Genomic DNA, 19,338 nt, shown 5'->3' with positions numbered 1-19,338 from the left:
CGACGCGAGGGCACGATGACGGACGGTGCGGGCGCGGGCGGCACCCTGCGGGACTGGATGGAGGCGCGGCTGCGGGAGCAACTCGCGCCGGCGCGGCTCGACGTGATCGACGAGTCGCATCTGCATGCCGGCCACGCCGGAGCGCGGCCGGGGGGCGAGACCCATTACCGGCTCGACATCGTCGCGTCGGCGTTCGAGGGCAAGAGCCGCGTCGAGCGGCACCGCTTGGTGAACGCGCTGCTCGACGACGCGTTCAAGCGGGGGCTGCACGCCCTCGCGCTCCGCGCCCGCACGCCGGCCGAGGCGGCCTGAATCGGGGCTCCGCGCGGGACGAGGGCGGGATCGCTCCGACGGGGCGCGGTGTACGGGACGGGAGGCACGAGACAGATATGGTGACGGGGCCGCCGATCCGCATCCGTCCGCCCGTGGGCTGCGCACCAGACGCGGGCGCGTGGCCGGGGAGGGTGCCATGCCCCTGCGGGTAACGCCGCGCATCGCCATCAACGAGGACGAGATCGAGCTGTCCTTCATGCGCGCCTCGGGCGCCGGCGGACAGAACGTCAACAAGGTCGAGACCGCGGTCCAGCTGCGCTGGGCGGCGCTGGCCTCGCCCGCCCTCGACGAGCGGGTGCGGGCCAATCTGGTGCGGCTCGCCGGACGGCGGATGACCAAGGACGGCGTTCTCGTCCTCGCCGGGCAGCGGCACCGGACGCAGGAGCGCAACCGGGCCGACGTGCTGCAGCGGCTCGTCGATCTGGTGGCGGAGGCGGCCAAGCCGCCGCCGCCGATCCGCCGGCCCACGAAGCCGACCCGGGGCTCGCAGGAGCGGCGCATCGGCGCGAAGAAGAGCCGCGCCGCGATCAAGCAGGGCCGGGGCAGCGTCCGCGATTCGGACGGCTGACCCCGATCCCGCCGCCGCGGCCGGGTCTCAGTGGATCGCGTCGATGACCTCGGCCTTCGGGCTGGCGTCGGGCGCCGGGGAGGAACCCGCCACCAGGGTGCTGCCCGGCTTGGCGATGGTCAGGACGATCGCGATCATCGCCAGGATGGCGGCCAGGGCCGCCGGGAAGAGGAAGGCCGATTCGCCGTAGCGCATGTCGAGCAGGCCGCCGACGACGGCGCCGGTGCTGAGCCCGGCCCAGAGCGGTGCCTGGATCCAGAAGGATGGCGCCACCGTGCCGAGCAGCAGGTTGGCGCAGCCCGTGCCGAAACGCACCACGGCGCCCGTGACGTAGGTGAGCGCCAGGGAGCGGCCGCCCTCGTCCTGCAGCGTCGCGTTCTGGAGGCCCAGCGCCAGCACGATCGGGTAGGCGTGGAGCGGGTAAGCGAAGGTGCCCCAGGGCATCAGCAGGCCGCCGGCGAGCAGCAGGGCCTGGAGCGTCAGCAGCACGGCGAGGCGCCAGCGCCCGACCCAGGCGGCGATCAGCGTTCCCAGGAAGGCGCCGAAGCAGAACATGCAGATCGTGCTGGCGACGCGGCTGACGTTCTCCCAGTCGGCGTTGGCCACCGCCACGCCGAAGCGGGTGGTGTTGCCCGACATGAACGACATGAAGAGCTGCGAGAATTCCAGGAAGCCGATGGAGTCGGCGCAGCCCGCGAGCGCCGCGAGGGCGATCGCGAAGGGAATCCGGGTTCGCGGATCGGCGGGAAACGACTTGTCGGCCGGTGGCTCAGGTTTCCGCTCCGGTGCTGCACCACCTGTCCGACTTCCGTATTCCGCCATGCTGATCCCCCGATCGAGCCGCCGCGCCTAGTCGCGGTCGACTGACAATGGACGAATAGCGGAGCGGTTTCATGCCGATGTGCGCCGCAACACAACGACGCGCCCCGGCACCGGCCGTCCGCCCTCGCGACGGACTTCCGCCGGTCTCGTCGTCAGCAGCTCCAATCTGGACGCGGCTGCCGTCGCCGCGATGTGGGCCTCCGCGTGGGCGTAGCGGCCGTCCTCGCCCAGGACGGAACCGGGGCCGTCGTGGGATTGCACCGTGACGGCGCCGAGCCCGCCCGTCCGCAGGACCCGCCCCACCCGCGCCAGGAACGTCGCGAGATCCGCGACGTAGATCAGGACATCCGCGGCGAGGCAGAGGTCGGCCGACGCCTCCGGCAGGTCGGCCAGGGCGGCGCCGATGTCGCCCTCGACGAGGCGCTCGTAGAGCGGCCGACCCTGCGCCGTCTTGGCCCGCGCCACCGCCAGCATCCCGGGGGAGAGGTCGATTCCGGTGAGATGGTCGACCCGGTCGCGCACGACCTCGCCCATCAGCCCCGTGCCGCAGCCGAGATCGAGACCGACCGCGAAGCGCTCCGGAACGCACGGCAGGGCGTCGCGGACGAGCTGCGGGCCGACATAGCCGAGGCTGTCCACGAGGTGGCGCTCGAACCGCGGCGCGTAGCCGTCGAACAGGGCGCGGACATAGGCCGGCGACAGGACCGGGAGGGTGTCGCCGCCGCCCAGGCGGACGAGATGCGCGCGCACGCCCAGCCGGTCCTCGGGATCGATGTCGAGGGCGCGGGAAAAGGCCTGCGCCGCCGCGTCGCGCAGGGCCGGATCGGTGCCGGCGGCGGCCAGACCCGCGCGCGCCCGGCCCAGCAGGAGCCAGGCCGGCGCGTAGCGCGGGGCGCGTTCCAAGACCTGCTCGGCGAGGTCGGCGGCGCCCGCGTGGTCGCCGTCGGCGAGGCAGGCCTCGGCGTAGCGGTAGCGGCGATCGGCGAGAAGGTCGCCGGAACTGAGCTGCGAGGCCATGCGTCTGCCGGGTCGGGGGCGCCTATATACCGGGGCCACCGGCGGACTCCACCGGCAGCACGGACCCGATGCCGATACGCGCCAGCGATCTCCTCACCCTGACCCGCGAGGGTCTCTACTGCCCCCTCGGGCGCTTCCACGTCGATCCGACCTGGCCCGTGAAGCGCGCGCTGATCACGCACGGGCACGCCGACCACGCCCGCGCGGGCCACGGCCAGGTGCTGGCGACGCCCGAGACCCTGCGGATCATGGCGGTGCGCTACGGCGCGGATTTCTGCCGCCAGCGGCAGGAGGCGCAGCTCGGCGCGGCGCTCCGCGTCGGCGACGTGACCGTGCGCTTCGCCCCGGCCGGCCACGTCCTCGGGTCGGCGCAGATCGCCATCGAGCGGGACGGCGTCCGGGTCGTGGTGTCGGGCGACTACAAGCGCGCGCCGGACCCGACCTGCCTGCCCTTCGAGGTGGTGCCCTGCGACGTGTTCATCACCGAGGCGACCTTCGGACTGCCGGTCTTCACCCATCCCGATACGCGGGGCGAGGTCCGCAAGCTCCTCGAATCGGTGAAGCTGTTCCCGGAGCGCGCCCACATCGTGGGCGCCTACGCGCTCGGCAAGGCGCAGCGGGTGATGGCGCTCCTGCGCGAGGAGGGCTGGGACCGCCCGATCCACCTGCACGGCGCCATGGAGAAGCTGACGACGCTCTACAAGGAGGAGGGCGTGCCGCTCGGCGACACGCCCAAGGTCGTGGCCGCCGAGCGGAAGGACCTGCACGGGGCGATCGTGCTCTGCCCGCCCTCGTCGATCCAGGACCTGTGGTCCCGCAAGTTCCCCGACCCGGTGACCTGCTTCGCCTCGGGCTGGATGCGGGTGCGCGCCCGCGCCCGCCAGAAGGGCGTCGAGCTGCCGCTGGTGATCTCCGACCATTCCGACTGGCCGGACCTGTGCCGCACCATCCGCGACACCGGAGCCGGCGAGGTCTGGGTGACCCACGGCCAGGAGGACGCGCTGGTCCACTGGTGCGGGACGCAGGGGATCCGGGCGAAGCCGCTCCACCTGCTCGGCTACGGCGATGACGGCGAGGTCGAGGGGACCTCGGAGGCGGGCTCCGAGGCGGAGGCGGCGGCGTGAACGACTTCGCCCACCTGCTCGACCGCCTCGCCTACGAGCCGCGCCGCAACGCCAAGCTGCGCATGCTCCAGGACTACTTCGCGCGCACGCTCGATCCCGAGCGCGGCTACGCGCTCGGCGCCATGACCGGCACGCTGAGCTTCCGCGAGGCCAAGCCGGCCCTGATCCGGGGACTGGTCGAGGAGCGGATCGACCCGGTGCTGTTCCGGCTGTCGCACAATTACGTGGGCGACCTCGCGGAGACGACGGCGCTGATCTGGCCGGGACCGGCGGAGGCGCCGCGGGAACCGGGCCCCGGCCACAACAACCCGCCGCCGCATGTCCCGACCCTGGCCGAGGTCGTGGAAACCCTCGCGACCATCCCCAAGCGCGATCTGCCCCGCCATCTCGCCGACTGGCTCGACGCCCTCGACGAGACCGGGCGCTGGGCGCTCCTGAAGCTGGTCACCGGCAACCTGCGGGTCGGCGTCTCGGCGCGGCTCGCCAAGACGGCGGTGGGCGCGCTGGGCAACCACGACGCCGACGCCGTCGAGGAGGTCTGGCACGGGCTGACCCCACCCTTCGAGACCCTGTTCGCCTGGGTCGAGGGCCGGGCCGAGCGGCCCGAGACGCTGAACCCCGCGCCGTTCCGGCCGCCGATGCTGTCGCACCCGATTGAGGAGGAGGCCGACCTCGAGAAGCTGGAGGCCGGGGCGTTCTCGGCCGAGTGGAAGTGGGACGGCATCCGCGTCCAGCTCGTCGGCGGTCTCGACCGGGCCGGCCAGCAGGTCGGGAAGGTCTATTCGCGCACCGGCGAGGACATCACCGGGGCGTTCCCGGACCTCGCCGAGGCCATCACCTTCGCGGGCGCCCTCGACGGCGAGCTGCTGATCCTCCGCGAGCGGCGGGTGCAGAGCTTCAACGTGCTGCAGCAGCGCCTGAACCGGAAGGCCGTGACGGGCAAGCTCCTGGAGGAGTTCCCGGCCCACGTGCGGGCCTACGACCTCCTCGCCCTGGAGGGCGACGACCTGCGGGCAGAGCCCTTCGCGGAGCGGCGGCAGAAGCTGGAGGCGCTGGTCACGCGCCTCGACCACGCGCGGATCGACATCTCGCCGCTCGTGCGCTTCGCGGACTGGGAGGCCCTGGCGGCCGCCCGGGCGGACCCGGCCTCGGTGGGCGCCGGCGCGGATGCCGACGCCATCGAGGGCGTGATGCTCAAGCGCCTCAACAGCCCCTACCTGCCGGGACGCCCCAAGGGACCCTGGTGGAAGTGGAAGCGTGAGCCGCACATCGTCGACGCCGTGATGATGTACGCCCAGCGCGGGCACGGGAAGCGCTCGTCCTTCTACTCGGACTACACGTTCGGCGTCTGGCGGGAGGCCCCCGAGGGCGGCGACGAGCTGGTGCCGGTGGGCAAGGCCTATCACGGCTTCACCGACGCCGAGCTCGCCAAGCTCGACCGCTACGTCCGCAACAACACCACCAAGCGCTTCGGCCCGGTGCGCGAGGTCGCCCACGGCCGCGAGGCCGGGCTCGTCCTCGAGATCGCCTTCGAGGGCGTGCAGCGCTCGACCCGGCACAAGTCGGGCGTGGCCATGCGCTTCCCCCGGGTCAGCCGCATCCGCTGGGACAAGCCGCCCGCGGAGGCCGACCGGATCGACGTGCTGGAACGGATCCTCGCCCGCGGCGAGCGCGAGATCGCGCCGGGCACGACCTTATCGGAGACGATCACATGAGACAGGGACACGGGCGGGAGGGCAGGATCGGGCCGGTCGAGGCGCTGGCCTCCGGTCCGGTGGAGCGCCACGCCAGCGCGCGCCTGACCGTCGCGACCCCGGGACCGGGCTTCACGGACTTCACCGCCGCGGTGGCCGCGTTCGTGCGCGACAGCGGCGTCCGGGACGGGCTCGTCACGGTGTTCTGCCGGCACACCTCGGCCTCGCTGACCATCCAGGAGAATGCCGATCCCGACGTCCAGACCGACCTGATGACCGCGCTGGACGGGTTCGCCCCCCGGAATGCCAGCTACGTCCACGGCGCCGAGGGGCCGGACGACATGCCGGCCCATATCCGCACCCTGGTCACCGATTCGGCCCTGACGATCCCGCTGGTCGGCGGGGCGCTGGCGCTCGGCACGTGGCAGGGGATCTACCTGATCGAGCACCGCGACCGGCCGCACCGGCGGGAGATCGTGCTGAGCGTCCTCGGGGCGTGACGCGTCCGCCGGCGTCGCGCGGGCGGCGCGGGCCGGCTCAGCAACACGCGGTCACACACCGTCGGTTAACCATAGTGGGTCCTTATCGGCTTCCGTCGGATCGGGGGCCGTGCCGCTCCGGCGAACGGAGACCCCGATGGGCCTTTACACCGCGCTCTCGAACTCGATTTCCGGCGCCTCGGCGCAGTCGCTGGCCCTGAACAACATCTCGGGGAACATCGCCAACACCCAGACGGTGGGCTTCAAGTCCACCGAGACGCGGTTCGCCGACATGCTGGCCGAGACCCGGGACGGCACGCAGCTGACCGGCGGCGTGCTGCCGAGCACGCGCAACAGCCTCAACATCCAGGGCACGATGCAGTCGACCGGTGTGGCGACCAACCTCGCGATCTCGGGCAACGGCTACTTCGTCGTCAAGAAGAACACCGGGACGCCGGACAGCCCGGCCTTCGCCGGCGACACCGGCTACACGCGGCGCGGCGACTTCGCGCCGGACGCCAGCGGCTACCTCTCCAATGGCGCGGGCTACTACCTGTTCGCCGGCCCCTCGGCGACGACCCCCGTCCAGGTTCCGACCGGGGCGAGCACCCTGGCGAGTCTCGCGGTCTCGCCCGCCGGCACCCTCACGGGCACGGCCGCGGACGGCAGCACCCTGGCCCTCGGCACGCTGCAGCTGGCGCAGTTCGGCATGCAGGACAACCTCGCCTCGCTCGATGGCGGCACCTACGTGGCCACCGGCCAGTCCGGGACGCCGAGCTACGGCCTCAACGGCGCGACCATCACGGCCGGCTCGGTGGAGCAGTCCAATGCCGGGATCTCGGATCAGTTCTCGAAGATGATCGAGACCCAGCAGGCCTACACGGCCAACACCAAGGTCATGAGCACCACCGACCAGATGCTGCAGGACGCCATCGCGATGTACACCTGAGGCGGCCCCGTCAGAGGAACTTCAGCGGGTCCTTCTCGGGTGGCGGCGGCGCCACGTCGGCGCGGTTCCACCAGCCGCCGCCGAGGGCCACGAACAGCGCGGCGGTGTCGGCGTACTGGGTGGCGCGCGCCGCCGCCGAGGTCACCAGCGCCGAGAGGTAGCCCTGCTGGGCGATCAGCACCTGCGAGGAGGTGATCGCCCCGGCCGTGTACTGCTTGCGGATCAGCGCGAGGCTCTGGTTCGTGGCACTCACCGCTGCGTCGGCGGCGGCCACGGCCTTCGCGTCGGCCTGGAGCGCGCGCAGCGCGTCCGCGACGTTCTGGAAGGCGGTGATCACCGTCGCCTTGTACTGCGCCTGCGCCTCCGTCAGCGATTCCTCGGCGGCCCGCTGGCGCCGGAACAGGGTGCCGGCATCGAAGATCGGCGCCGTCGCCTGCCCGACGATCGTGAAGAACGCCGCGCCCGGGTTGGCGATCTGGGCGATCCGCGTGGCGCTGGAGCCGCCCGTGGCGGTCAGGCTGAACTGCGGCAGGCGGTTCGCCACCGCGACGCCGACATTGGCACTCGCCTGCTGCACCAGGGCCTCCGCCGCCTTCACGTCGGGGCGCTGCTGCACGAGCCGCGAGGGCAGGCTCACCGGGAGCCGGGTCGGCAGGCGGAGGGCGGCGAGGTCGAAGGTCTCGGAAACTTCGTCGGAGGGCAGGCGCCCCGCCAGGGCGGTCAGCAGGTTGCGCTGCTGGGCGAGCGCCTTCTCCAGCGGCGGCAGGAGCTGCTGTGACAGCGCCAGCGCGGCCTGCTGCTGCACCACGTCGGCCCCGGCGATCTGACCCAGCGAGAGCTGCTTGTTGTAGAGCTGCAGCACCTCGGTCTGCGCCTGGATCACCTTGCGGGTCGCGTCGATCTGCGCCCGCAGGGACGCTTCCTGGATCGCGGCGGCGACGACGTTGGCGGTCAGGCTCAGGTAGGCCGCCTCCAGCTGGAAGCGCTGGTTCTCGGTGGTGGCCTCGAGGGACTCGATCTGCCGGCGATTCCCGCCGAACACGTCGGGATTGTACGAGACCACCGCCTGCGGCGTGGACAGGCTGTAGAGGTACCGGCTCTGGTTGTTGAGGGGCGATTGCAGGTCGAGGCCGGGCGCCAGCGCCCCTTGGACCTGCGGCGTCGCCGTCAGGCTCGGGTAGAGGGTGCCCTTCTGGGCCAGCACGTTCTGCTGCGCCACCCGCAGGGAGGCCTGCGCGGCCTCCAGCGTCGGGTTGTTGGCGAGCGCCTGCTCGACGACGCGGTTCAGGGCCTTCGAGTGGAACAACCTCCACCACTCGCCCGGGATGTCGGCGCCGGACACGAAGCTCTGGTCGGCCGAGCCGCCCTGCCGGGTCCGGATGTTGTCGGCCGCGGAGGGGTTCTGCAGCGGCTCCCTGGTGTAGCGGCCGACCGGCGGAGCCTCGGGCGCCACGAAGTTCGGGCCGACCGCGCAGGCCGACAGGCCCAGGGAGGCCGCCAGCCACGCGGTCGCCCGTCCGCACCGTCTCGGCGCAAAGCTCACCATCCCGCCCCCGAAAACCTCACCTCGGTAGAGCGGCGCGACCCGCTGCCAAGTCAATCCGACCATCCCCGGGCGGCACGCGCGGTGTGGCCGTTGTGGCCCCCCTGCAACGGGCCGCGCGCCGGCCCGCGGGGTCGTGAGCCGGCTCACGCGGCGGCCCGGTGCGCGGGCCGCGCCCGGGCGTCCGGGTTCGGGCGGCGGCGGGAGAACAGCGAGATCAGCACCGGGACGATCACGAGGATCAGGTTCGGCGCCAGGATGATGCCGCCCACCACCACGAGCGCCAGCGGCTTCTGCACCTGCGAGCCGATGCCGGTGGAGACCGCGGCCGGCAGCAGGCCGACGCAGGCCGCCACGCAGGTCATCATCACCGGGCGCATGCGGACCACGGCGGCGTGCCAGACCGCCTCCTGCCGCTTCCAGCCCTCGTCGAGCAGCTGGTTGTAGTAGGCGAGCAGGATCACGCCCTCCATGGTCGAGATCCCGAACAGCGCGATGAAGCCGATCGCCGCCGAGATCGAGAACGGCGTGCCGGTCAGCGCCAGGGCGAAGATGCCGCCGATCATCGCCATCGGGATGACCGACAGGGTCAGCAGCATGTCGGCCACCGATGAGAAGTTGATGTAGAGGAGCAGCGCGATCAGCAGCAGCGTGATCGGCACCACGAGGCTGAGGCGGGCGGCCGCCTCCTTCAGGTTGGTGAACTGGCCGACCCATTCCAGCCGGTAGCCTGGCGGGAGGTCGACCGCGTCGGCGACCTTTCGCTGGGCCTCGAGCACGGCGCTGCCGAGGTCGCGGCCGCGCACCGAGAACTTCACCGGGATGTAGCGCTGCTGGTCCTCGCGGTAGATGAACGAGGCGCCGGAGACGAGGTCGACGTCGGCGATCTCGGAGAGCGGCACCTGGATCACGCCGCCGTTGGGGTTCTGGGCGCCGACCGCGATGTTGCGGATGCCGGCGAGCGAGGAGCGGTACTCCTTGGCGAGCCGCACCCGCATCGGGAAGTGGCGGTCGGAGCCGTACTCGTAGAGGTCGCCCGCGGTCTGGCCGCCGATCGCCGCCTGGATCGTGGTGTTCACGTCGCCGATCGAGAGGCCGTAGCGGGCGGCCTTGTGGCGGTCGACGTCGATCCGCACCGTCGGCTGGCCGAGGGATTCGAACACCGACAGGTCGGTGACGCCGGGGACGGTGGCGAGCGCGGCCTTGACGGCGTTGGCGGTCTTGGTGAGCTGCGCGAGGTCGTTGCCGTAGATCTTGACCGAGTTCTCGCCCTTCACGCCCGAGGCGGCCTCCTGGACGTTGTCCTCGATATACTGTGAGAAGTTGAACTCGATACCGGGGAATTCTGCCTCCAGCTTCTTGCTGAGGTCCTGGATCAGGGTCTCCTTGTCGAGGCCCTTGCGCCACTGGTCGATCGGCTTGAGCGGCGCCAGGATCTCGACGTTGAAGAAGCCGGTGGCGTCGGTGCCGTCGTTCGGGCGGCCCTGGTGCGACAGGACGGTGGTGACCTCCGGAACCTCCTGGAAGATCTTGCGCATGCGCTGGACGTAGCCGTTGCCGGCCTCCAGCGAGATCGAGGACGGCATCGTCCCGCGCACGTAGAGGTTGCCCTCCTCGAGACGCGGCAGGAACTCGAGGCCGAGATTGCGGGCCGTGAGGCCCGAGACCAGCAGCACCGCCAGCATCACGGCGATCGCCAGGACCCGGTTGCGCAGGCCGAAGCGCAGAGCCGCCTCGTGGCCGACGCGCAGCACCCGCACGATCAGGGTGTCGCGCTCCTCGAGCTTCTTCGGCAGCATCAGGGCCGAGAGCGCGGGCGAGACCGTGAAGGTCGCGAGCAGGCCGCCGAGCAGCGCGTACGCGTAGGTCTTGGCCATCGGGCCGAAGATGTGGCCCTCGACGCCGGTCATCGTGAACAGCGGCAGGAAGCCGACGATGATGATCGTCGCCGAGAAGAAGATCGCCCGGTTCACCTCGCGGCCGGCGATCGCGATGGTGCCGAGCCGCCCGGTGAGGCCGTCGGGCGGATCCTCGCCCTTCACGTGATCGGGCTCGGCGATGTGGCGGAAGACGTTCTCCACCATGATCACGGTCGCGTCGACGATCAGGCCGAAATCGATCGCGCCGAGCGACAGCAGGTTGGCCGAGTCGCCGCGCACCACCAGGATCAGGATCGCGAAGCCGAGCGCGAACGGGATCGTGGCCGCCACGATGATCGCGCTGGTGAGCGAGCCGAGGAACAGCCACTGCACCACGAAGACCAGCACCACGCCGAAAACGAGGTTGTGCATCACCGTGTGGGTGGTGGTGTGGATCAGGCCCGAGCGGTCGTAGATCCGCTCGATCTTCACGTCGGGCGGCAGGATCGTGGAGCTGTTGATCTTGTCGATCTCGGCCTCGACCCGCTCCAGCGTCGGCAGGCTCTTGCCGCCGCGGGTCATGAGCACGATGCCCTCGACGATGTCGGGCTGGTTGTCGTGGCCGACGATGCCGAGGCGCGGGGCATTCGACACGCGCACCTCCGCCACGTCCCGCACCAGCACCGGGGTGCCGTTGACGAGGCTGATCATCGTGTCGCGAATGTCGTCCATGTCGCGGATCAGGCCGATGCCGCGCACCACCGCCGATTGCTGCCCGACGTTCAGCGTCTGGCCGCCGACGTTGATCGAGGCGTTGTTCAGCGCGTTGGTCAGCTGCACCAGGGTCAGGCCCTGGGCCTGGAGGCGGTTCAGGTCGACCGCGACCTCGTACTCCTTGGCCTTGCCGCCGAAGGCCGTGACGTCGACGACGCCGGGGATCGCCTTGAACCGGCGCTGCAGCACCCAGTCCTGCAGGGTCTTCATGTCCATGGGCGAGTAGCCCGCCGGGCCGACGAGCTTGTAGCGCATGATCTCGCCCACCGGGCTCGTCGGCGAGATCTGCGGTGTGGCGCCGTTGGGCAGGGTCGGGGCCTGCGAAAGGCGGTTGAGGACCCGCTGCAGCGCCTGCTCGTACGTGTACTCGTAGTTGAACTGGACCTTCACGTCCGAGAGGCCGAACAGCGAGATCGTCCGCACCACCTGGGCGTTCGGGATGCCGGCGAGCGCCACCTCCAGGGGGATGGTGATGTAGCGCTCGATCTCGTCGGCCGACTGGCCTGGATTCTGGGTGATCACGTCGACGAGCGGCGGGACCGGATCCGGGTAGGCCTCGATGTTGAGCTGCGTGTAGGCGCCGTAGCCGACGCCGAGCATCACGACGAACAGCAGCACCACCAGCACGCGCTGGCGCAGCGAGAAGGCGATCAGGGCGTTCATCGGATCCCCGCTCAGGACGCCTTGTCGCCGGTGGCCGCCCGGTCGATGAACAGGGCCCCGCGGGTGACGACCTGCTCGCCCGCGCTCAGGCCTTGGACGACCTGGGCGTTGTCGCCGTTGATCAGGCCGAGCTTGATGTCGCGCGCCTCCACGGCGCCGTCGGGCCGCGCCACCCAGACGTGGGTGCGGTCGCCCTCGTACACGATGGCGGCCACCGGCACGCTCGGGCTCGGCTCACCCTTGCCGGTGATGATCGTGTAGGTGGCGAACATCTCCGGGCGCAGCACCCGGTCCGGGTTGTCGACCTCGCTGCGCACCGCGAGGCGCCGCGTCGCCGGGTCGAGGCTGGAGGCCATGTAGTTCACCCGGGCCTTGAACACCCGCGCGCCGAAGCCCGCCACCTTCGCCTCGACCTCCTGGCCGATGCGGATCTTGGGGATCTCGCTCTCGCGGACGTTGGCCACGAGCCAGACCGTCGACAGGTCGCCGATCACGAAGACCGGGTCGCTGGAGGCCGAGAGGTACTGCCCGATGCCGACCTTGCGCTGGACGATCGTGCCGGCGATCGGCGCCCGGATCTGCGTCTCGGCGCTCATCGTGCCGTTCTTCTCGAAGGCGGCGATCTCGGCGTCGGTCTTGCCCAGCAGGCGCAGGCGGCTTCGCACCGCGTCGAGGGCGCCCTCGGCGGTCTTCAGGTCGCTCTGGGCGGCGATGACGTCGTTCTGGGCCGACTGGTAGTCCTTCAGCGCCGTCGCGCGGGCCTGGAACAGCTCCTGCTGGCGCTGCGCGATGGTCTGGTCGAGCTTCAGGAGCGCCTGCTGCTTCTGGAGGTTGTTCACGGCCGCCTGATAGTCGTTCTGCGCCTGGACCATGTCGGTGGCCTCGAGCGTCAGCAGCACGTCGCCGGCCTTCACGTCGTCGCCGGCGCGGACCAGGACCTTCGTCACCCGGCCGGCATAGGGCGAGACCACCGGGACGTTGTCGTCCTCGTTGAGGGCGATCCGTCCCTCGGCCGAGCCCTCGGGCCGGAACACGAGGTTGGCGACCGGCAGGATCTCGAAGGCGGCGCGCTGCTCCTTGGAGGGCCGGAACACCCGCTCCACCGGGCCGGCCTTCTCCACGTCGATGCCCGGGTCGGGGTTGCCCGGGGCGAACAGCCCGGTCACGGCCGCGACGAGGTGCGCGGCGGCCTCGCGGGTCCGGTCGGGAAACGCGATGGCGGCGCCCAGGGCGGCCGCGAGCAGGACGGCGGCGATCAGCAGGCCGGGCCACCGGCGCCCGCGCGCGGGGACGGCGACGGCCTCGTCCTGGTCCAGCGGATTTCGGGCGTCCATGCGGATGATCTTCTAGGTCCGGACCGAGAGTCCGGGCTGGGTGACGAGAGTACGATACGTGCCCGGACGACGCCTACATCAATGCGGTCGCTGGTGCTTTTCTATGGCGCGCCGCGGAAAGATTCGGGCGGTACGGCGTGCCTAGAGCAAAGCTTGTCCGACAGGCAATCGATCCGGCGCCCCGGTCGCGAAACCGTGTGGCCCCGTCTTCCTTTGACGGGATTTGTTACAATATGACAACGCTCGCGGGTCCAGGCCCGCGCGATCCCGCACCCGTCACCGAAGAAGCCGTCATGTCCGATACGAGCAACGCTTCCGCCCCGGCCGCTCCCGGTTCCGCCGCCGGCAAGATCCCGGTCACCGTGCTCACCGGCTACCTCGGCGCGGGCAAGACCACGCTCCTCAACCGGATCCTCACCGAGAACCACGGCAAGCGCTACGCCGTGATCGTCAACGAGTTCGGCGAGATCGGCATCGACAACGACCTCGTCGTCGGCGCGGACGAGGAGGTGTTCGAGATGAACAACGGCTGCGTCTGCTGCACGGTGCGCGGCGACCTGATCCGGATCATGGACGGGCTGGTGAAGCGCCGGGGCAAGTTCGACGCGATCATCGTCGAGACGACCGGCCTCGCCGACCCGGCCCCTGTGGCGCAGACCTTCTTCGTCGACCAGGATGTCGGCGAGGCCGCCCGCCTCGACGCCGTGGTGACGGTGGCCGACGCCAAGTGGCTGTCCGACCGCCTGAAGGACGCGCCGGAGGCGAAGAACCAGATCGCCTTCGCGGACGTGATCCTGCTCAACAAGAGCGACCTCGTCTCCCCGGCCGACCTCGACCGCGTCGAGGCCGAGATCCGCACGATCAACCCGCTGGCCAAGCTCCACCGCACGCAGAACTGCGCCGTGCCCCTCGACGCGGTCCTCGAGCGCAACGCCTTCGACCTCGACCGCATCCTCGACGTCGAGCCCGACTTCCTCGAGGCAGGGCACCACCACCATCACGATTCCGACATCCGCTCGATCTCGGCCAAGATCGAGGGCGCGGTCGACCCGGACAAGTTCATGCCGTGGATCTCGAACCTGACCCAGTCGCAGGGTCCGGATATCCTGCGGTGCAAGGGGATCGTGGCCTTCCCCGACGAGCCGAAGCGCTTCGTCTTCCAGGGCGTGCACATGATCCTCGACGGCGACGTGCAGGGCGACTGGGGCCAGGACGAGGAGCGGGTCTCGCGGGTGGTGTTCATCGGCCGCAACCTCGATCCGGCGGCGATCAAGGAGGGCTTCGAGGCCTGCCGCGCCTGAACGGGCGCCGCCTCCCCGGCGCCCCGCGCCGGGAAGGCGATTCTCAACGTTTCCGTGGCATCACGGACGGCGCGGGCCCGCGTAACCGACCCGCGGAGCCCGCGTATCCATGGCCCACACCGCAGCGCCCGCAGGCCCGGTCCCGTCCGGGTCGGCGGGCGGAATCCCGCTCATCGCGGCCGTCGAGGGGCTGGGCAAGGCGCTGTTCGCGGCGTTCGTCTTCTTCGCCTGCTTCGCCTTCTCGGAGACCTCGCCCTACGACGCGGTCGCGATCCCCACGATCCTGCTCTGGCTCTGCCTCGGCGTCCGGCTGCACCGCGGGGCGGTGCCCCTGGTGGCGCTCCTGCTCCTCTACCTCGCGGGCATCGTCACCGCGCTGCTGCCCTACCTGAACGAGGAGTTCCCGGTCACCTGGACGGTGCAGCTGGTCTATCTCTCGATCACCTGCATCTTCTTCGCGATGTTCTTCGCGGACGACACCCACGCCCGGATGGAGCTGGCGCTCAAGGCCTACACGGCGAGCTGCGTGTTCTCGGCGGCTCTGGGCATCGTCGGCTACCTGCAATGGCTCGGGATCGAGGACCTGTTCTACAAGTACGACCGGGCCTCGGGCACGTTCCAGGACCCGAACGTCTTCGGCTCGTTCCTGACGCTCGGCGCGCTCTACCTGATGCACGGCCTGCTCACCGGCTCCACGCGCCGGCCGCTCGTGTCCCTCGCCGGCCTGCTGATCATCGTGGCCGGCATCTTCCTGTCGTTCTCGCGCGGGTCCTGGGGCGGGAGCGCCGTCGCGGTGCTGCTGATGGTGGGATCGGTCTACGCCGGCAGCGACTCCCCGCGCCTGCGCCGCCGCATCGTGCTCCTGACCCTGGCGACCATCGTTCTCGGCACCGTCGCGGTGATCGGGCTGCTCTCGGTCGACCACGTCCACAAGATGTTCGAGACCCGGGCGGCCCTAACCCAGGACTACGACCAGGGCGAGACCGGCCGCTTCGGCAACCAGATCCGCGGCTTCGCCATGCTGCTGGAGCGGCCGTTCGGGATGGGGCCGATGCACTGGCGGCTGATCTTCGGGCTCGAACCGCACAATTCCTACATCGGCTCCTTCGCCAACGGCGGCTGGCTCGGCGGGGCCGTGTTCATCGGCCTCGTGGTGGCGACCGGCCTCGTCGGCTTCCGGCTCCTGGCGCGGCCGTCGCCGGTCCGGGCGCACGCCCAGATCGTCTGGCCGGCGCTGCTGATGTTCTTCCTGCAGGCCGTCCAGATCGACATCGAGAAGTGGCGCCACGTCTACATGATGCTGGGCATGGTCTGGGCGCTGGAGGCCGCGCGGTTGCGCATGGGCACGCGGCCGCAGGCGGGCGCGCTTGAAACGCCGCGCTAGGCGCGGCATCGCTCGGTCGCGGCCGATCGGCACCCGGAGACGGTACGTGAGCACACAGCCGGAGAACGAGCGCGACCGGCTCGCGGCCCTCGAGGCCCTGGCGATCCTCGGGACACCGCCGGAACCGCATTTCGAGGCCGTCTGCCGGACCGCCCGGCGCCTGTTCGGCGTGCGCAGCGCGTTCGTGGCCTTCCTGGGCGACACGCACCAGTGGCTGAAGACGCCCTGTGCCGGGGTGCCGACCACGATGCGGCGGGACGAGAGCTTCTGCCAGCACACGATCCGCAGCGACGCCCTCGTGGTCGTCCCCGACGCGCGGCTCGACGCGCGCTTCCGCGACCTGCCCGTGGCCGCCGCGCCGGACGGGATCCGGTTCTACGCGGGCATCGCCCTGAGCCTCCAGCCAGGCCTGCCGGTCGGAACACTCTGCCTCGCCGATCCCGAGCCCCGCTCCGACTTCTCGCCCGAGGATGCGGCCGCCTTCCGCGACCTCGCCGAAATCGTCGTGGCGCATCTGCGCCTCACGGAGGCCAACGCGCGGCGCGACCGGGAGATCGCGCAGGCGGCGATCCGCGAGGCGCTGATCCGCGAGCAGCACCGGGAGATCAACGCCCGGGCCCGCGCCCAGGAGGCGGCGAACCACCAGCTCACCATGGCCGAGCAGCTCGCCAGCGTCGGGAACTGGCGCGTGGAGCTCGCGGACGGGCAGCCGGTCTGGTCGGCGAGCCTCTACGCGATCGCGGGCCGGGACCCCGCGACCCCGCCGCCGCATCTCGACGCCTTCGCGCAGATCTACCATCCCGACGACCGCGCCCGGCTCGAGGCGATCGTCGCCGACGCGATCGCCCGCGGGGGCCGGTTCGATTTCGAGGCCCGGCTGCTGCGGCCGGACGGCGCGCTGCGCGACGTGGTCGTGCGCGGCATGGCCCGGGGGGAGGGGGCGGGCGCCGGCCTGTTCGGCGTCCTGATCGACGTGACCGAGCGCCGGCGCGCCGAGGACGAGGTTCGCCGCAGCGAGCTGCGCTACCGGGGCCTCGCCGAGGCGCTGCCGCTCCTGGTCTGGACCATGCGGGTCGGGGACGGTCAGGCGACCTACGCCAACGCGCAGTTCCAGTCCTATTACGGGCCGATCGGGCCCGAGCGCGCGGAGCGCCTCGTCCGGAACCACCCCGAGGATGCCGCCGCCATGGAGGCGGCCTGGATCCGGGCGGTCGAGACCGGCACGGGCTACAGCGGCCAGTGGCGGATCCGGCGCCAGGACGGCGTCTACCGGTGGCACAAGCTCTCGCTGATCCCGATCCGCCTCGACCCGGCGGACGGCGCGGTGGCGGAGTGGCTCGGGACCGCCCTCGACGTCGACGACATCGTCACGGCGCGGCTCGCCGTCGAGGAGGCGAGCGGCCTGCTCGACATCGCCCTCGACGCTGCGGAGGCCGGCACCTGGGACTGGGACATGCGCACGGGGCTCGCCGTCCTCAGCCCGGAGAGCGCGCGGATGCACGGCCTGCCGGAGACCGGCGGCGCCCACACGATCTCGGCCTCCGCGTGGACGGCGCTGATCGATCCGGACGACGTCTCCGATGTCTGGAACGAGATCCGGCGGGCGGTCGAGTCCGGCACCCCCTACGCGGCCGAGTTCCGGGTCGGCGCGCGCTGGCTCTACGCCCGGGGCCGGACGCTCGGCGGCACCGACGGGCAGCCCCAGCGGATGGTCGGCCTCCACCTCGACATCACCGAGCGCAAGGCGGTCGAGGCGGCCCTGCGCACCGCCACGCGCGACGCCGAGGCGGCCCGCACCGAGGCGGAGCGGGCGAGCGCGGCCAAGAGCGAGTTCCTGGCCGCCATGAGCCACGAGATCCGCACCCCGCTGAACGGCATCCTGGGCTACGCCGAGCTGCTCCTCGACGGCGACGCGATCCAGAACGAGGACCGGCGGCGCCTCGAGCTGATCCAGAGTTCCGGCGCGGCCCTGCTCACGGTCGTCAACGACATCCTCGACTTCTCGAAGATCGAGGCCGGCGAGCTGACCCTCGATCCGGTCACCTTCCCGCTGGCCTCGACCGTCGACAGCACGGTGTCGATCGTGCGGGGCAGCGCGCTCCGCAGCGGACTCGCCATCGAGGCCCGGATCGACCCGGCCCTGCCGACCTTCGTGGTCGGCGATGCCGGGCGCCTGCGACAGGTGCTGCTCAACCTGCTGAACAACGCCGTGAAGTTCACGCCCGAGGGCTCGGTCACGGTGACCGCGGAGCGGGAGGGCGACGGCGTCGCCCCCGACGGGCGCCCCGGCGACGCGGTCCGGTTCTCCGTGGTCGATACCGGCATCGGCATCGCGCCGGCGCAGCAGGACCGGCTGTTCAAGCGGTTCAGCCAGGTCGACGGCTCGATCAGCCGGCGCTTCGGCGGCACCGGCCTCGGGCTGGCGATCTCCCGGCACCTCGTGTCGCTGATGGGCGGCGAGATCGGGGTCGAGAGCCGCGAGGGGGCGGGCTCGACCTTCTGGTTCCGGCTGGTGCTGCCCCGCGGCGAGCGGGACACCGCGGCCCCGGGCGCCGCGGCCGACGCGGGTGGGCCGTCGCGGCCGCCCCCGGCCGCGGCTCCGGCGGCCGGCGAGGTCCCGGGCGCGCCGCTGCGGCTGCTCCTCGTCGAGGACGTGCCGCTCAACCAGGAACTCGCCTGCGCGGTGCTCGAATCCCAGGGCTACGCGGTGGACGTGGCCGGGGACGGCGCCGAGGCGATCACGGCGGTCGGGTCGTCCGTCGCGGCCGGCCGGGCCTACGATCTCGTGCTGATGGACGTCCAGATGCCCCGCGTCGACGGGCTCACGGCCACGCGCCGCATCCGCGCCCTCGCGCCGCCCGCCTGCGACATCCCGATCGTCGCCATGACCGCCAACGTCCTGCCGTCGCAGATCGAGGAGCTGCGCGAGGCCGGGATGGACGACCATGTGGGCAAGCCGTTCCGGCGGGCCGACCTCTTCGCCACGATCAGCCGCTGGACGGCGCCGGGGGCGCGGCGGCCGGCGCGGGCCGAGGTGCCGCGCCGCCTGCCGCAGGTCGATTCGGCCGTGCTCGACGCGGCGGTCCTGACCGAGATGGAGGCGAGCTTCGGCACCGATCGCGTCGGGGCGCTGCTCGATCTCCTGGCGAACGAGCTGTCCGAGCGGTTCCGGCCGAGCGAGACCGACCGCCTGCAGATCGCCCACGACGCGCACGCCCTGGTGGCAGCGGCCGGGCTGCTGGGCTTCGTCGGCCTGTCGAGCCTGTGCCGGGAGGTCGAGGCCGCCGCCCACGCGGGCGCCGACCTGATGCCGCTGATCCGGCGCCTGGAGATCCAGCGGGCGACCGCGCTGCGAGCCATCCGGCAGCTGCGCGCGGCGTGAGTCCGCGCGCGGTATCGAGGACCCTTTCCGTCGTCGCGGGCGGAGCGAAGTGACCCAGGGTCGGCGCGCCGCCGGTGAGCGCCGCGCTGCCCTGGATCGCCTACTCCGCTCG

14 protein-coding genes are annotated in these 19,338 nt (G+C 71.6%); 9 read left to right on the top strand and 5 right to left on the bottom strand.

Going from position 1 to position 19,338, the window contains the following annotated elements:
- Window positions 1–15 precede the first annotated feature (15 nt).
- Window positions 16–312 carry a BolA family protein gene (locus tag BLW78_RS11705; RefSeq protein ID WP_020092683.1) on the top strand — a complete coding sequence of 99 codons (297 nt, stop codon included), beginning with the start codon at window positions 16–18 and terminating at the stop codon, window positions 310–312.
- Window positions 313–469: 157 nt separating this feature from the next.
- Entirely contained in the window at window positions 470–901 is a 432-nt protein-coding gene (gene arfB / locus BLW78_RS11700; RefSeq protein WP_091679672.1) for an alternative ribosome rescue aminoacyl-tRNA hydrolase ArfB, read from the top strand.
- A gap of 27 nt (window positions 902–928) precedes the next feature.
- Here the strand turns inward: arfB and BLW78_RS11695 are convergent, their stop codons facing one another.
- Both BLW78_RS11695 and BLW78_RS11690 read right to left on the bottom strand, forming a co-directional pair.
- Window positions 929–1,723 (bottom strand): YoaK family protein, encoded by a 795-nt coding sequence (locus tag BLW78_RS11695; protein WP_056525824.1) that lies wholly within the window; start codon window positions 1,721–1,723, stop codon window positions 929–931.
- A gap of 69 nt (window positions 1,724–1,792) precedes the next feature.
- Complete coding sequence (locus tag BLW78_RS11690) at window positions 1,793–2,740, bottom strand: class I SAM-dependent DNA methyltransferase (RefSeq protein WP_091679669.1); 948 nt, start codon at window positions 2,738–2,740, stop codon at window positions 1,793–1,795.
- Window positions 2,741–2,808: 68 nt separating this feature from the next.
- On the opposite strand from BLW78_RS11690, the gene BLW78_RS11685 reads away from it, so the two are divergent.
- The 4 genes from BLW78_RS11685 to BLW78_RS11670 all read left to right on the top strand — a co-directional run bounded on the left by BLW78_RS11685 (window position 2,809) and on the right by BLW78_RS11670 (window position 6,986).
- Window positions 2,809–3,864: a ligase-associated DNA damage response exonuclease gene (locus BLW78_RS11685; protein WP_091679666.1), complete on the top strand. Its 1,056-nt coding sequence runs from the start codon at window positions 2,809–2,811 to the stop codon at window positions 3,862–3,864.
- The gene (locus BLW78_RS11680; protein ID WP_091679663.1) at window positions 3,861–5,579 is read left to right on the top strand and encodes a cisplatin damage response ATP-dependent DNA ligase; all 1,719 of its coding nucleotides are present in this window, start codon (window positions 3,861–3,863) and stop codon (window positions 5,577–5,579) included. The genes BLW78_RS11685 and BLW78_RS11680 overlap by 4 nt, the downstream gene beginning before the upstream one ends.
- A complete protein-coding gene (locus tag BLW78_RS11675) occupies window positions 5,576–6,058 on the top strand; it encodes a secondary thiamine-phosphate synthase enzyme YjbQ (RefSeq protein ID WP_091679661.1) in 483 nt (160 codons plus the stop codon). Before BLW78_RS11680 ends, BLW78_RS11675 begins: the two co-directional genes overlap by 4 nt.
- A 136-nt stretch (window positions 6,059–6,194) precedes the next feature.
- Window positions 6,195–6,986, top strand: a complete 792-nt coding sequence (locus tag BLW78_RS11670) for a flagellar hook basal-body protein (protein WP_056525841.1) — start codon at window positions 6,195–6,197, stop codon at window positions 6,984–6,986.
- A 10-nt stretch (window positions 6,987–6,996) separates the two neighbouring features.
- On the opposite strand, the gene BLW78_RS11665 is transcribed toward BLW78_RS11670, so the two are convergent.
- From BLW78_RS11665 to BLW78_RS11655, 3 genes are all read right to left on the bottom strand, one after another.
- Entirely contained in the window at window positions 6,997–8,532 is a 1,536-nt protein-coding gene (locus BLW78_RS11665; protein ID WP_091679658.1) for an efflux transporter outer membrane subunit, read from the bottom strand.
- A 143-nt stretch (window positions 8,533–8,675) separates the two neighbouring features.
- Entirely contained in the window at window positions 8,676–11,825 is a 3,150-nt protein-coding gene (locus tag BLW78_RS11660) for an efflux RND transporter permease subunit (protein ID WP_091679655.1), read from the bottom strand.
- Window positions 11,826–11,836: 11 nt separating this feature from the next.
- Entirely contained in the window at window positions 11,837–13,159 is a 1,323-nt protein-coding gene (locus BLW78_RS11655; RefSeq protein ID WP_091679652.1) for an efflux RND transporter periplasmic adaptor subunit, read from the bottom strand.
- Between the two features lie 293 nt (window positions 13,160–13,452).
- Here BLW78_RS11655 and BLW78_RS11650 point away from each other — a divergent pair, with 293 nt between their 5' ends.
- From BLW78_RS11650 to BLW78_RS11640, 3 genes are all read left to right on the top strand, one after another.
- Window positions 13,453–14,460 (top strand): CobW family GTP-binding protein, encoded by a 1,008-nt coding sequence (locus tag BLW78_RS11650; protein ID WP_091679649.1) that lies wholly within the window; start codon window positions 13,453–13,455, stop codon window positions 14,458–14,460.
- 109 nt (window positions 14,461–14,569) lie between these two features.
- Window positions 14,570–15,844, top strand: a complete 1,275-nt coding sequence (locus BLW78_RS11645) for an O-antigen ligase family protein (protein ID WP_091679648.1) — start codon at window positions 14,570–14,572, stop codon at window positions 15,842–15,844.
- Between the two features lie 46 nt (window positions 15,845–15,890).
- Window positions 15,891–19,226 (top strand): GAF domain-containing hybrid sensor histidine kinase/response regulator, encoded by a 3,336-nt coding sequence (locus tag BLW78_RS11640; RefSeq protein WP_091679645.1) that lies wholly within the window; start codon window positions 15,891–15,893, stop codon window positions 19,224–19,226.
- Window positions 19,227–19,338 lie beyond the last annotated feature (112 nt).

The sequence above is a fragment of the Methylobacterium sp. 275MFSha3.1 genome (genome assembly GCF_900108435.1).
In the GTDB taxonomy this organism is placed as follows: Bacteria; Pseudomonadota; Alphaproteobacteria; order Rhizobiales; family Beijerinckiaceae; genus Methylobacterium.
The sequence above is the reverse complement of the archived record's forward strand: the minus strand, read 5'-3'. Positions and strand labels throughout refer to the sequence as shown.